At 49.8% G+C, this 14,663-nt stretch carries 15 protein-coding genes and 1 pseudogene; 9 read left to right on the plus strand and 7 right to left on the minus strand.

Translation table 11 applies throughout. The features are described from left to right. The first annotated feature begins 237 nt into the window (after nt 1–237). Both V5T82_RS04105 and V5T82_RS18195 read left to right on the plus strand, forming a co-directional pair. Nucleotides 238–648 carry an IS5 family transposase gene (locus V5T82_RS04105; protein ID WP_332894327.1) on the plus strand — a complete coding sequence of 137 codons (411 nt, stop codon included), beginning with the start codon at nt 238–240 and terminating at the stop codon, nt 646–648. Beyond that, nucleotides 573–794 (plus strand): transposase, encoded by a 222-nt coding sequence (locus V5T82_RS18195; RefSeq protein ID WP_442917265.1) that lies wholly within the window; start codon nt 573–575, stop codon nt 792–794. Before V5T82_RS04105 ends, V5T82_RS18195 begins: the two co-directional genes overlap by 76 nt. A 65-nt stretch (nt 795–859) precedes the next feature. Here V5T82_RS18195 and V5T82_RS04110 read toward each other — a convergent pair. Next, nucleotides 860–2,094 (minus strand): annotated as a pseudogene (locus V5T82_RS04110) (IS3 family transposase). A 433-nt stretch (nt 2,095–2,527) separates the two neighbouring features. On the opposite strand from V5T82_RS04110, the gene V5T82_RS04115 reads away from it, so the two are divergent. From V5T82_RS04115 to V5T82_RS04145, 7 genes are all read left to right on the plus strand, one after another. Next, complete coding sequence (locus tag V5T82_RS04115) at nt 2,528–3,964, plus strand: site-specific integrase (protein WP_332894328.1); 1,437 nt, start codon at nt 2,528–2,530, stop codon at nt 3,962–3,964. 95 nt (nt 3,965–4,059) lie between these two features. After that, on the plus strand, nt 4,060–4,317 hold the full coding sequence (locus tag V5T82_RS04120; protein WP_332894329.1) for a hypothetical protein: 258 nt from the start codon (nt 4,060–4,062) through the stop codon (nt 4,315–4,317). Next, nucleotides 4,286–4,744 (plus strand): hypothetical protein, encoded by a 459-nt coding sequence (locus tag V5T82_RS04125; protein ID WP_332894330.1) that lies wholly within the window; start codon nt 4,286–4,288, stop codon nt 4,742–4,744. Before V5T82_RS04120 ends, V5T82_RS04125 begins: the two co-directional genes overlap by 32 nt. A gap of 13 nt (nt 4,745–4,757) precedes the next feature. Continuing rightward, entirely contained in the window at nt 4,758–5,150 is a 393-nt protein-coding gene (locus tag V5T82_RS04130; protein ID WP_332894331.1) for a DUF3085 domain-containing protein, read from the plus strand. Continuing rightward, entirely contained in the window at nt 5,137–5,964 is an 828-nt protein-coding gene (locus tag V5T82_RS04135) for a metallophosphoesterase (protein ID WP_332894332.1), read from the plus strand. The genes V5T82_RS04130 and V5T82_RS04135 overlap by 14 nt, the downstream gene beginning before the upstream one ends. Before the next feature lies 1 nt (nt 5,965). Next, on the plus strand, nt 5,966–6,493 hold the full coding sequence (locus tag V5T82_RS04140; RefSeq protein ID WP_332894333.1) for a hypothetical protein: 528 nt from the start codon (nt 5,966–5,968) through the stop codon (nt 6,491–6,493). Beyond that, nucleotides 6,490–7,323 (plus strand): metallophosphoesterase family protein, encoded by an 834-nt coding sequence (locus tag V5T82_RS04145; protein ID WP_332894334.1) that lies wholly within the window; start codon nt 6,490–6,492, stop codon nt 7,321–7,323. Before V5T82_RS04140 ends, V5T82_RS04145 begins: the two co-directional genes overlap by 4 nt. A 314-nt stretch (nt 7,324–7,637) precedes the next feature. Here V5T82_RS04145 and moaB read toward each other — a convergent pair whose 3' ends face one another. From moaB to V5T82_RS04175, 6 genes are all read right to left on the minus strand, one after another. Then, nucleotides 7,638–8,174, minus strand: coding sequence for a molybdenum cofactor biosynthesis protein B (gene moaB / locus V5T82_RS04150; protein ID WP_332894335.1), 537 nt, complete (start codon nt 8,172–8,174; stop codon nt 7,638–7,640). A gap of 30 nt (nt 8,175–8,204) precedes the next feature. Continuing rightward, entirely contained in the window at nt 8,205–8,834 is a 630-nt protein-coding gene (locus V5T82_RS04155) for a hypothetical protein (RefSeq protein WP_332894336.1), read from the minus strand. Between the two features lie 39 nt (nt 8,835–8,873). After that, nucleotides 8,874–9,557 (minus strand): TorD/DmsD family molecular chaperone, encoded by a 684-nt coding sequence (locus V5T82_RS04160; protein WP_332894337.1) that lies wholly within the window; start codon nt 9,555–9,557, stop codon nt 8,874–8,876. Nucleotides 9,558–9,584: 27 nt separating this feature from the next. Beyond that, nucleotides 9,585–12,110, minus strand: coding sequence for a molybdopterin-containing oxidoreductase family protein (locus V5T82_RS04165; protein ID WP_332894338.1), 2,526 nt, complete (start codon nt 12,108–12,110; stop codon nt 9,585–9,587). Nucleotides 12,111–12,140: 30 nt separating this feature from the next. After that, complete coding sequence (locus V5T82_RS04170; protein ID WP_332894339.1) at nt 12,141–12,989, minus strand: 4Fe-4S dicluster domain-containing protein; 849 nt, start codon at nt 12,987–12,989, stop codon at nt 12,141–12,143. 62 nt (nt 12,990–13,051) lie between these two features. After that, complete coding sequence (locus tag V5T82_RS04175) at nt 13,052–14,548, minus strand: NapC/NirT family cytochrome c (protein ID WP_332894340.1); 1,497 nt, start codon at nt 14,546–14,548, stop codon at nt 13,052–13,054. Nucleotides 14,549–14,663: the final 115 nt, after the last annotated feature.

A 14,663-nucleotide genomic window follows, 5' to 3' on the forward strand; every position in this document is an offset into this window, starting at 1 on the left:
TTTGCATGACGCATGACGGATGACGGATGACGGATGACGGATGACGCAAAAGTAATGCAACTGTTGAATAGTATTGCCATCAGGAAATTGTTTGCCGATTTCATCCCTAAGTCAATCAGAATAAAATGACATCCAAACCATAATAACCGGGTAAAGTTTATTAGGGTCTGAACCCAATTCAAGTTATTGATTTTTTAGGCAAAACGTGATTCGATGCTCCACAGGAGGAGCTATCTCATGCGCTTTGATTTATCTGATAAAGAGTGGGCGGTGATCCAACCGCATTTACCAAAGGCTGGTCGAGGACCCAAACGGGTTAATGACCGCCGTGTTTTGAACGGCATCTTTTACATTCTGCGCACGGGCGCACCTTGGCGCGATCTTCCAGACCGCTACGGCCCACGCACGACGGTTTATAACCGCTACACCCGATGGGCACGACGTGGGATATGGAAATCAATCTTTGATGCGCTCGCCAGCCAAAACGAAGATAGCCTATTGTTTATCGACAGCTCTATCGTGAAAGCCCACCGTGCAGCCAGTGGCGCAAAAGGGGGGAACTGGCGCAGGATATCGGCCGCTCACGCGGAGGCCGCACAAGTAAGGTTCACGCTGCCGTTGATGAAAGCGGACGCCCGCGTTGCTTGATCATTACTGGTGGTCAGGTTCATGACAGAAAGGTGATGACGGACCTTTTGGATGACGCTGGGGAAGCCTCGCGGTCGTCGCCGACAAAGCTTACAACTCACATTCCATCCGACAACGTATTGCCGATCAAGGCGCGCTCGCAGTGATCCCAACGAAGTCAAATGCACGACACCCAATCCCGCATGACAAGGGGTGGCAAGCCCCTAGTTCTCTAGACACTTGCGACCTTCCCTAAATGCCTTTTTTCGAACTCGACCGGTGACAGCCCATTGTTGTTTCCATGTCTGCGTTTTGGGTTGTAGTACAGCTCGGTATAATTGAAGATTTCCGAGCGAGCCTCAGCCCTTGTTTTGTATATCTTTCGTTTGATGCGTTCCGTCTTCAACAGCGAGAAGAAGCTTTCGGCAACCGCGTTATCATGACAGTTACCTCGACGGCTCATGCTGGCTTCCAGATTGTGGTCTGCAAGGAACGTCCGCCAATCAGAACAGGTATATTGAATGCCCTGGTCAGAATGGATCAGAACTTTGTTGGTCGGTTTTCGCCGCCACAAGGCCATCAATAAGGCATCGATGACCAGGTCGGCCCGAGGGTTGTTCTTCATGCTCCATCCGATGATCTGGCGAGAGAACAAGTCCAAGACAATCGTCAGATACAGCCAACCTTCATGGGTGCGGATGTACGTAAAATCTGTGACCCAAGACTGGTTCGGTCCTTGGACCTGGAACTGGCGATCCAAAGTGTTTGGGGCAATATGACTAACGCCGCCGCCTTTAAATCCTCTGTGGCGTTTATAGCCACGTTGGGAACGGATTTGTGCATCACGCATGATCCGATACACACGATTTTTGCCACACGTTTCACCATGATCTTTCAGATCCTTGGGTGATGTTGCGATAGCCATAAGCACAGCCGCTTTCCAACCAAAACTGTTTGATTAAGCCAAGAAGCCTAATGCCCCTGGAAACGGTGTTTCCGAAGGCGCGCTAAGGCGTGTCTTCAAGGGTTCTTGGGCTTTGCGGGCATTTGAGCCAAGCATAAAAGCCGCTACGATGAACGCCGAGAACACGACACATGACCATCACTCGGTATTTATTGAGCCGGGACTTTATGAACGCGTACTTTTGCGGGACTCGCTGGCAAAGAACGCGGCGGCCTCCTTTACGCCATAGCGCCTGAATTTGGGTGATATAATTCACCCAAAGAAAAGATGTCGCGCTCCTCAGTGACACGGCGGAGCTCCGACTTTAATCGACGAAGCTCGTCTTGCTGACCTGAAATAACTTGATGCTGAGAACCGGTATCGCCGTATTTACTGATCCAGTCACGCAGACTTTTGGGCGTAACGCCTAAGCGCTCGGACACTTCACCAAGCTTATAGCCCCGATCGGTGACTTGTTTGACAGCTTCAATCTTAAATTCTTCCGTGTAACGTTTAGCACTCATTTCAAACACCTTTCTGTTGCGTAATTGGTACGCTAAAAAGTGTCTAGGGTACTAGGGGCTTGCCACCCTTGTTAGTCAAGAATCCTACTTAAACAACCTACCAGAGATAGACGTTAGTATTCCACCTGCAATAGGCAGAAGCATACGGAACCCCAAATGGAACCCCAAACAAAACAACGCCCCAGCGATATATCGCTAGGGCGTTGATATATATGGTACGCGCTGTAGGATTCGAACCTACGACCTACTGATTAAAAGTCGTTACCCCAGCATTTTGACCATAATAATTTCAATGACTTACAAACCCATGCGCTACTGATTTTTGCATTATGATTTTTTCTAAGTTATTGTTTTATAGCGTCTGTACAAAACATTTTAGCACACATGATCGTTTTGCACACTTTTTTGCACAGTCGTGTTTTTGGAGGATTGGATGACGGATAGCACATACAAAATTACGAACGGTTGCTCTGTGACACAGCGATCCGGGTCGTCGCTGTGGATGTCCTATATTAATGTCGACGGTAAGCCGCTTCGCAAATCCACTGGCACCGCAAATTTGGCAGAGGCCATCAAGATCGCAGAGGAGCGATATAAAGACGCAAAGGATCGTGTGCGTCGTGGCCAGTCCGTTTCCGTGCCAACATTCGCGGCGGCGGCGGCTGAGCGGCGTGACATCCGAATCGCAGAAATTGATAAAAATAAGCGGCGTGGCAAGTTGACCAAAAATCGCGCAACGAACAAACGCGGCGAACTCAATCGCTCGATCACTTACCTCACAAATTTTGTCGAAGATCAGATCGGTGCGCATACGACGATTGACCACATTGGGCGAGTGGATTGGGATGCATATCCGGAATGGCGGCAGGACCTTCGGGATCAGGAAATCGAATTCCGAGAGGCGGCGTTTGCGAAGCGGCGTGATGACCTGACTTATAAATGGGAAACATCATCCAAGATCAGAAAATGGTATAAGAATCTAGAAGCCTATCTGGATAAAAAATTGGAAAGCACGACAGGTGGCCTTGGCCCCCTCAAGCTAGAGGTGCGGCCAACAACTTTTCGCGTCGAATATGCCATCCTGAGGGACCTGATGAAATGGTGTCGCAAGAAGAAATGGCTAACGAAGGCAGATGAGCCAGAGCTCCCGGAAATCACAAACATTATTAAGCCGCGATACAGTTTCACGCCTGACGAAATGAGCAAGCTTTGGGCCGTGGCACAAGAGCGTTACTGCGCCACACGCAGGCAGATTAAACAGCGTTTTGGAAAAGACGCTTACCAAGAAATCCTGTCTAAAGATAAAGAGGCTGTCAGCCGCAAGCGTATTTTGTGGGCGACCATCTTGCTTTCGGCGACTGGTATGCGCCCAAAGTCTCTATGTGAAATCCGTCGTCATGATGTGATCGAAAATCCGTCTGGCTCAGGTGCGCGCAAGCCCCTGCGTCCGGATGGCGGAGAAGGAAAGCGGTCGGATGGAAGCACCTACCCTTTTTATGCATTGCAGGTGACTACATATAAAGGTGGGCAGGTTTTGACGCGACCTGTCGTGCCGGAAAGCTGGGCTTTGGAAGCAATCGACACAATGATCTCTGACCTAAAGCCAGATGACTTTATTATCGGCGGTACAAGCGCCTCACTCGGCAAGGGAATCAAAAAGGTGATTCGTGAAACCGGGCTTGAGCATGGTATCAGCGGCGAAATCCGCACCATGTACTCTCTTCGTCACGGCTACATCAACAAGCAACTGCGTGCAGGTGTGGCCCCTGTTGTCGTCGCGAAAAATGTCCTTTCATCGCTGGAAATGATCGAAAAATATTATTCCGAAATCGGGGCTCTCAACTTCTTCGACCAACTCTCCGGGCACTAAAACAACAATATACACAAATAGTGCACATTTAGGGTTGACGCTGTAACTCGTCACATGCATAATATACACTATATGCACATACGGAGTTGCACGCCATGACCCTATCTCCAAAAACCATACGTCAGCAAAAAAGCCGCAGCGAGCGCGCGCGAAAAGGCATACCAAATGCCGGTCAAGTGCTGCGTGCTGTGGGATACGCAGCGGCACTTGCAAGCGACGAAGTCGTAATCCAGACCGCCGTCGAAATGTTGACAAATAAGGGATTCGATGAAGCCAAGACCAGAAAAGAGGTTCCGGCGTTCATCGCAAGGAGACAAGATCATGACACACCAACTCAACGAAACACAATTTGAAACCCTCCAAAGCGACCTCATCCGCGCCCGCAACACAGGTAAGGTTGCCTGCGAAAACATCGTGCGGGAAGCTTTGTTGATGCCGGAATATACGATCGCGCACCAAATTGCTCTCGACATCGAAGAATATGTCATCGAGCACGCCGCAGCCCGCGCAGTACGCAAGTTTTTCGCTGCTAAACAGCAAACCGACGGCCGCTCTATCGACGAAATTATTGCCGATTCAAAGGCCATTTCCAAACAATACAAGCGTGACCGCGTGCGTTGGGCTTTGGAAGATGCAACCCGGGTATCTCTGATCACTGGTTATCGCGTTGGTCAAGGTGCCGTGCTGTTAGGTGCGCTGGCTTTGGCCCCTGTCGCCATCCTCGGCTCCACTTTCGGCTGGGGTCACAGCAGCATGTTGGGCCCGGGCGGCCGCCGTTAAGGGAGATTTGCAAATGGCTATCTTAAAATTTGAGGTCGGCACGGTGATGCGTAATATCATCTCCCACGTCGACGCAAAACCCGCCAGCCGGCTCGTCCTTGTAAAAAATCACGGTATCTACATTACACCTGTCGGCGCGGGTCCGGACAAGGTCATCTACGCCGAGGGCTGCGATCCAAACGTCGAATGCGAAACGTTGCGACTTGATGTCTATGACCGCTGTGCTGCGTTCGTTGGCGGCGATGATTTTGCAAATGACATCCCGCTCGAGTGGCTCCGAATGGCGGTTGATTTTTCGTGGAGATGGCTACAGGTCCGTGTTGATGACAACAAATTCGTCATGATTAACGGCACAGGCTCTTCAATGCCAAAAATTTTCTGTGGAGGGCGCGATGATGACAAATAACCCGATCAAAGTTTTTGTGGCGTCCGATCTGCACCTCGAGTTTGAGTTTGTCGCCCCGCCGACGGGCCCGGAGCTTGGTTTCGCACCAGGCGAGGTGGACCTGATTTTACTGTCAGGTGACATCTGGACAGGTGCGAAAACGGCGCCGTGGATTTGCAAGCTTGCCGAAAAGCAAAACACACCCGTCTGTTGGATCGCCGGAAACCATGAATTTTATGGCCAAAAGATCGAAAAGACGCTGAAGGGCTTCCGAGAAACCTGTGCAAATCACCCGCTTGCATACTTTTTGGAATCGGAATCCGTCACGCTTGAAATCCATGGTCGTCCCGTCCGCGTTATTGGCTGCACCCTGTGGACCGATTTCGATCTGAACGGTCAACCCAAAAATGCAAAAGAAATGGCGTCTTATGGGCTAAGCGATTACCGCAAAATCACAGAGGATGCCCGGGCTGCAGCAGGCATTTACACGCGATTTAAGCCAGAACATGCCCAACGGCGCCATTTTGTTTCGCGGATGTGGCTGCAGGATGAACTTTCGGCGCCGTTTTCAGGTGTGACGATTGTAATGACGCACCATGCGCCGCATCCAAACAGTGTGTCCGGAACATATAAAAAGGACGAATTGACACCCGCGTATGCATCTGATCTGACAGAAATGTTGACAGAGCACGATGTCGATTTATGGACGCACGGGCACGTCCACGAAAGCTTTGACTATGAGATCGGCGGTACGCGGATCGTCTCCAATACGTACGGATATTTTGCGGAAGATATCAACCCACGTTTTGACAACGGCAAAATTGTGGAGGTGTGAGATGAATCCAAACCTGTTTTTTATCGATTTTGAGGCATCATCTTTTGATGGTTATCCAATCGAAGTTGGTATTGCAAAGCTCCACCCTATGGGAACAATCATGCATGAAGCCTATTGGATTAGACCCACAGGCGAGTGGATGCTGAAACATGAGTGGGATCCTGTCGCAACAAAAGAGCACGGGCTCAATCTTAATATAATCATGGATCACAGCCAAAATCCTGATTGGGTTTGTAAAGGCCTCAACAACCATTTTGATGACAACGTCGTTTTTTGCAGATCTCTGAAGCATGACGGACGTTGGCTATCTATGCTGTATAAAGCGGCTGGTATGGAGTGTCCATTCAAGATTGTTGAATACCAACACTTGCTAGATAAGTTTGGTGTTAATGCTTATGAGCACACAAAAATCATTAACGTGGCCGTTGATTTCCTCACAGAAAATGGTGAAGAAGTTGGAAATCGGTATAGACCATCTGCGATCATGATGGCGGCAGAAGTCAAGTTCGCAAGGAAGTGGATGGCATGAGTAACATTCTTTTCTGCGGCGATCCGCACGGCAGCTTCAAACCGATCCATTACGCAGCAACTGGTTCCGATGCACAGGCAATCGTTTTGTTGGGTGACATGGACCTCGAGCGACCGATTGATGTCGAGTTTGCTGAGGAACTGGATCGCGGTGTACGCGTCTTGTACATCCCTGGAAATCACGATTACGACCGAGATCTCTGGTTTAACAATTTGTTCGATTCCGAACGCTGTGAGAACCTTCACGCCCGCGTTATTGAGGTGTGCGGCATCCGTCTTGCAGGCTTGGGGGGCAACTTTCAGTCGACAATTTGGCACCCTCACGACGGGCCCGGAGAGCCAAAATATGAGACACGGGAAAGCTTTATGAGGACGCTGAAACCGCAGGCTCGTTGGAAGAAAGGGCTACCGCGAAAACGCCGCGGTGCGATCTGGCTGGAAGATATTGAAGCGCTGGCAGAGATGGAAGCTGACGTACTCGTCACGCATGAAGCCCCATCCTGTCACATGCATGGACACACCGTTTTTGACGATCTCGCTCGGGACCTAGCTGCGGGCACAATCGTTCACGGGCATCACCACTACACCTATGAGGACGCCGTCGGAGGCATCCGGGTCATCGGCTTGGATAGAGACAATAGCTGGGTCTTTGATTGGGGGTGTCAAATAGCACCCGTTAGGTACGCACGAAAAAACAGGGGTGTTTTCTGTCTACTGGTTGGCAACGCGGAAGCCCAAGATTATAGCTCCAACGTTTGGCTTAATGAACCGTGCATTGAGCACACGCTTGTCTCGGGATATTATGACTTTTCATTGTCACTCTATATCTAGGTGATGCAGCACCGCAATTTGAGAAGCTAGAACCAGAACAAATTTATAGCTCCGATCAAATAAACAGCAGAACACCAGGTTCTTCTTGGTTAGGCGATGAATCCACAATTAAAACTAACAAATAAAATTTCATCTTGTCTGACCTGCCTTAGTCGCAGACAAGTCCGGCGACTGGTCGTGTCAATGCTGCGTCCTAGCACATGTTCAGGTTGGCACCCAAGCATAAATGGTCTCACTGAACTCCACTGAGTATACAGATTATTTGGATTGCTACGAGTTGATCAGTTCTGCGTATTTAGATTGTGTTGTGCCACCTAATCCAAATGTTCTCTCAATCGCGGCATAAGCTCGACCATATTGCATGGACGTGTACGAGCATCAAATTGGTGGACAAGGATATCGTCCCATGCGTCTTTGCAAGCGCCTGTTGACCCAGGCAGAGCGAACAAGTATGTGCCATTGGCAAGCCCGGCCATTGCACGGGACTGAATGGTGGAGGTTTTGATTTTTTGGAAACTGATCCAGCGGAACATTTCGCCAAATCCAGGAATTTCCTTTTCGCAAACCCTCTCAAATGCTTCTGGGGTCACATCACGTCCCGTCAATCCTGTTCCACCAGTGCTCACAACTACATCGATGTTTTCATCTTCTATCCAACCGTTGAGCAACACCTCGATATCTCCCACATCATCCTTGATGATGTTTCGTGCAGCTAAGACATGCCCCGCATCTTCAATCCGTTTGACGAGCACATCCCCTGACTTATCCGTATCTAATGTGCGCGTGTCAGAAACCGTGGCTACGGCAATCCGGACAGGAATAAAGCTACGCTCTCCATCGATATGCGACATATAAAACCTCATATGTTTGAAAGTTGATGTTCACCAGTCCCACTGGCTAAGGGTTTCGGCTTGCGCATCGGTCAAGCCAAGGTCGCGCCCTTCCGTTAGGGCGTAACTCAATGGTGTCTTGAAACTCAGACGATACCCGGCCCACATAACGCCCAACAGGGATGCTTTGGGCGCATAAACCAACAACGGCGCATCGCTAGATGCGAGAACGAGCTCACGAAACAGCATAACTTCATCTTGCGAAGGCATATTTCCTTCCAATGGAAGGCTATAGTACGTCATGCCAACAGCTTCCGTTTCTGCACGATGAAGCTTCGCGGACTTAGGTGCGGTTCCCAGGTCAATGACAGCTTTATAGCCATATGCTTTCAGCTCACCAATCTTATTGACCGGCCGACCATTGGTCGTTAACAGGTAAGGAAGTGCCCGACCAGGGTTTGGTAATGCGATCCCATAGCCCATTTCACCGGGGAGTTTCGCAGACTGAAGGCTGGGGTTTTGCTCCAGAGACTTGCCAGATAAATCAATTTCGGGGGGAAGAGAAAGTTCCCGCCCAACATCACCATCGCCCCACCACCCGCAAGCCTTAACGGCGTTCGGGGCTATAGCCGATAGGGTCAATGTGACCCCAAGCGAAAAGGAAAGCCAATGTCTGGCCATATGCCATCTTCCCAATATAAAGATGAAGGGATCAGACGATTATGCAGAAAGTTTATCGCACCCGCTACAGTCACCGAGGAATTCCTTAAAGGTTTCCCCTTCGAAAGAAATGAAATTATTAGTCACATCTGCGAACTCCTTATAGAAAGGGTGCTTTGCAAAATCAGCAAGCTTTTCGCAAAAATTCGGAACCCAGCGGACAATATGTTCATTATAAAACCGTTCTTGAATCTTTAGAATATTGAAGGCCGTTTCATCGTCACTATTGCTCCAGGCTTCTTCTTCTGCCTTGAGAAGCTGTTCCATAAACTCAAATTCTGCCGAAATATGATCCGGCATACCAATGAACCCGTCGTTGATCGCAACGCCGGCACCTTCCATAAATTTTTTAACCTCTACGGTTTCTTCACTCCACAGCTCGTTTTCTTCACCAAACCTTGAATCGACATGCATGGATTGGTGAGGAGAAACACGAGGACCCGGCCCAATAAACAAGCGGGTGTATTCAAGGGCCAAGTCCTCGCCAAGTTGTTCATGGGAGGAGGTATCAATGTCATCCCATAGGGAGCATCCCATGTTTTGTAGGGTTTCTGTGACATGGGGGTCTTGGAGATTATTAAGAAAACTGGAGGAAGGCTCCGATCTGAAAACCTCCGCCAAAAGCCCATAGACATTTGCCCGGGCCTTAGACCATTCGGCATTGTTTTTCAGATCATTGCTCATTGTACTTCCTCCAGTTTTATTTCTTGCTTAGGCTTTTTGTACCTGAACGACCGTATCGAACCAGCGTTGCGTGCCGCTGATCGGATCCGAGCTGTTCGGGATCACCACGTTGGGGTGCACACCGTGCTTGTTCCACCAGATGTTTTTCGAATCAGCATCTGGAGAACCACCACCATCAATCGGTGTGCCTTTCCCGTTGGCGAACACACCGGAGAACTTCCGACCGAAGTGGTGTGAAATGGCAATGACGCCAGGCACAATACCTTCGGTAACGTAAGCGGTTGTGGTGATTTCACCGACATGGCTTTTTACCTTGATCGTATCCCCATCCTTAATGCCGCGTTCTGCAGCCGTCTTGGAGTTGATCCATCCCGGATTATCATGCTTGATCTCAGCAAGCCACTTACAGTGCGCCGTACGCGAGTGCGAATGCACAGCAACCTTGTATGTGGTCAATACCAAGTCATCCTTCGACATCTTCTCGTGCTCAGGAATTGCAGTATATGTCGGGAAGGCAGGCAAACCTTTCGCCTTGAAGTTATCAGAATAGAAATCCATCAGACCCGACTTCGTGAACTTCGTATTCGGCGCATAAGCCTGATACGGCGTTCCATCGATGTCTTGAGCCACGTAGCCCTTCTTGGCATCCTTGGTCTTGAGGTACCCGACCTTCTTGGCCTCGGCTTCATTTTTGGCACCAGTTTTCTTCCAGTTCCAATACACGCCGGTTTCATCATCAAGGATCACGCCGTCACCGGACACATCGACTTTCTTTTCATAAAAGCCGTAGTTGCCCTTATCGTTCGGGTCGTGCCAGACACCTTTGGCTTTCATGTATTCAAAGCCACCGGCTTCTTTAACACCCGGCGTCATTTCACAAGACTGACGTACGAAGTCTTCCTTGCTAGAATATGCCAGCTCAAAGCCGATCCGTTTTGCCAGTTCGGGGAAGACATCACCCTGACAGCGCGCTTCACCCAAGGGCTTCACGAGCGGTTGACGGATGTAGTATTCAGCGACCTGGTTGGCGGAGACCATGTCTTCCCAGTCCCAGCGTTCCAGGTATGTCACGTCAGGCAGGATGATATCCGCATACTGCGATGATTCATCATAGGTGATGGTCGTACACACTTGGAACGGAATGATGCTCTCATCCGCCATAATGGAAGACCAATCATTATTGTCACCATTAATGAATGCTGGGTTGTAACAGCTCCACCAATAGACCTTAGGGCGGCCTTGGCTGCCGTCCTTAATCACCGGACCCACTTGGTGGGACACATGGTGCGTCGGGAATACAGCTTCACCTTTAAAGCCATCTCTAACGTCCAGCGTTTTGTGTACTGCAGCTTTTTTGGAGCTTGGAGATTTCCAACCGGCACCAACACCCATCACGCGTCCACCCGGACGGTCAAGAGTATTTGTAATTGCAGACAGAAGCATTGCTGCACGTTCGGTATCTGCCCCGTAGTAGTGCATAACTGCACCACGGTACGTCACCAAGCAAGCCGCTTTGGCTTTGGCAAAGCCACGCGCAATGTCTTTGATCTGTGATGCGGGAACGCCACTGACACCTTCTGCCCATTCCGGCGTAAACTTAGCCATCTCTTTTGTAACAGCCGCGATTTTCTGATCAGTGGTGGCTTTGTAATCCGGCGTAACGCGCATGAATTTGAAATGATCCTTTTTGTAAAGGCCTTCATTCATGATGACATTCATCATAGCCAGAATAACTGCGCCATCCGTACCCGGTTTAATGGGCACCCATGCCGTGGATTTTGCCGCCGTGTTGGTCAAACGGACGTCAAAGGTATAGCACGGGACCTTGCGATCTACGATCGCACGGATCAGGCGTTGGGCAGTTGGAATGTGGTTGGTATGGGTTTCCAGATTATTAGACCCGAAGTTCACGATATAGTCGGTTTTATCGTAATCCCAGTTGTCATACATGCCGCCCCAAAGGCTTTCCTGGCCGACCCACTTTGCTGCTTCACAAACCGAGGTATGGTTGCCAATGGTTCCAGAACCGTATGCGTTCATGAAGTCATACATGACGCCAGCCTGTGAGGCTTTATGGCGACCATATTGATACATGAACAGTTCCGGTGTTCCAGCATCGCGCAGTTCCTTGAGCTTACCAGCGATGGTATCCAGAGCTTCGTCCCAGGAAATACGTTTCCATTTGTGCTCACCGCGTTTGCCAACACGTTTGAGCGGGTGGAGAATACGATCCGGGAAGTAAACCTGGTTCACACCCGCTTGCCCCTTGGCACAGAGCTTGCCCATGGTGCGGATAGAATCCGGATGGCCTTCCAACTTCTTCAGTCGCCCGTCTTCCACATAACCAATCATGGAATCACGAGTCACACACTGCCAGCATGCTGTCGGAATAGCTTTGCGTTCAACCCCTGTAACAGGATTAAAGTCACGACCACTACCAAGTTTTACAGTACCAGCAAGAGCCTTCTTTGGTGCGCCAACACCGCCTGTTGCGGCTGCGACAGCACCCACACCGGCAAGGCTCATAAAATTACGACGGTTCAATTTTTTCATCTTCTTGAATCCCTTTCCTAACATTGAGCCTTATGGAATCAGGTCCATATAGTGGTCCAACTTGCCCTTCTTCCTCGCGGTATAGAGTTCCTTCAGAATGTTATCCGGATCAATGTAGAAAACGTGAGGTTTGGTACCAGCTTCTGGTAGCAGGACATTTGCGTCTTTCATAAGGTCATGCTCTTTAACAAGCATAGAGACCTCAGAGTTGGGATCATTCAGATCACCGAAGATACGTGCACGACCCTGGCATGTGTTAACACATGACGGCTCGATACCGTTGGCCACACGTTCCTTGCAAAAATCACATTTGTCCGCAGCTTGCTTGGACGGGTCCTTGCCAGCTTTGACGAACGGATCGAACGAACGAACACCATACGGGCAGGCATCGATACACTTGCCGCAACCGATGCACAATTCCTTGTCAATTAAGACCAGACCGTCGGGGCGTTTGTAGGTTGCCCCAGTACGGTAACGAACCTTTGAACCGTCAGCCGCAATAAATTTCTTGCGATCACCGGCGGTTTGTTCGGGACATGCCTTAACGCAAGGCGGCACACCGTCTTCTTTGTTGCCCTCACAGTGGTTACACATCAACGGCAAGAAAGCTTTCTTGGTATCGGGGAATGAACCGGTGGTTTTTTCCTGGATAACGCAACGAAAACGGCCAACGGAAACATCGTGTTCTGCTTTGCAGGATACGGTACAAGCTCGACAGCCAATGCACTTACGCAAGTCCATGACCATGGCATAGCGCTGAACACCGGTGGCAGCTTCAGCCTCTTTCCCCGGAACCGCGAGGGCTGCGATGCCAACGGCCCCGAGACCAGCCCCCTTGAGCAGACCACGTCTACTCAGGTCTGTTTCTTGTTCACTCATGTCTTATCCCTCCCTATCTATGGATATTTCTGACATTTCTCTCAAAGCGGCAAAGCCTCTGATCAACCGCCACTCAATAAATCGATGGCATCCTCAAAATTAGCGAAGGCATCATCGATGATCTTGATGGAATATTTTTTGTTATGGACACCGTTGCCGATGCGAACCACATCAACAAGTTGCTGACCTTTAGAAATGAGGTCCTTTGCTTCAGCAACCACCTTGGGATCGGCACCAGCATCTACTGCCATAATCAGCGCTTGCTGGGCCTCAGCAGCCACTTCAGTGACGTCCTTGATGTTGCGCTCAACATCCAGGCCCCAGTTTTCAAGCATCTTCTTATGGTTTTTCGTGTGACAGGCTACACATGCCTCACCTGAACCGGTGCGTACAGGATGCCCCTTGCCCATCTTCTTCTTAACGTGACACGCCATGCAGTTTGTATTCACACGGTCCATCAACTGAGGTGCACCTTTTGAACCTTCGAATACCGGCGCACCCGTCAAAAGAATCTTTTGGAACTTATGCTGATCTTGGTGGCACAACTGACAATCATTGCGCACGAAGTCGTAATGGTCGGGTTGGTTCTTGTGCTCAACCTTCACATGACAATCAAAGCAATCGGCTGTACGTGTGGGAATATGCGTATCATGCATTTTCACTTTGTCTTGCGCCGTGCTGAGTAGCTTTTCACTTCGGTTGTGACACTTCAGACAGCCGTTAGAAACCACATTACCTGTTTCAACATGCCCATCACCCTTCACCACGTCGAAGTGACAGCTTTCACAAGGCACGCCTCTCTCCTGAAGCGTTTGGTGGGTAATCGGTGTGGCATTTGGATCGTCTTCACTAAGCTGGGCTTGAAGTGGTTTTGTCGGAATGGTGTGACAGATCGAACACTTCGACTTGCCTTCATTGAATTCGACGCGCGGATCCGTCTTAAAGCTGATCCGCTTAATGCCTTCCGCCGGCGTACTCGCCACAACAGCCTTTTCGAGTGTGGGCTTGTCGAGCTTCAAGTGGCACAAGAAGCAAATTTCTTGTGGTACCTCAAAGTGTTTCTCGGCTGTCGTCTTAAAGTGACAGTCTTCACAAGCAACATCCTGCCCTTCTAAAGCCTTCTCAGAAAAGTGGACCTTGTGCTTAAAACGAACTTTCTTGTCGGAGAACTGAAGTTCTTTATCTTGAAAATCTTCTTTGGCGTGACACTGCGTACAGTTCTCATCCTTAACGACAGGCCGGATGGGAAGCGGAGCATTTGGATCGTACAGATACGCCGCTAGGTGACGCAAACCTTCCATTTTCGCCTTGAAGGTTCCATGCCCTTCTGGACCAAAGTGACAATCTACGCATTCCGCTTGGGTACCGTCTTTGCTATTGGAAGCATGATGCTTTGAGTTTTTCCAGGCTGCGTCCTGCTCATCCATGACATGGCAAGAACCACCGCAAAAAGAGGATTGAGCGGTGTACACCTCAATACCACCGTAACTCGCCCCACCCAGGATGATGACACCAACCACCACCATCCAAACCGAACTCAACTTCCAGAAAGACTTCACCTTAGAGGCTCCCAATAGTTCTTTAATTCTTGCGTCCCACTCTCACGCTCCAATGGAGTGGTGGATGGGTTACGCACACGACCGGCAATGACAATTCCGCACGACATACGCCCCT

Source organism: Magnetovibrio sp. PR-2 (genome assembly GCF_036689815.1).
In the GTDB taxonomy this organism is placed as follows: domain Bacteria; phylum Pseudomonadota; class Alphaproteobacteria; order Rhodospirillales; family Magnetovibrionaceae; genus Magnetovibrio.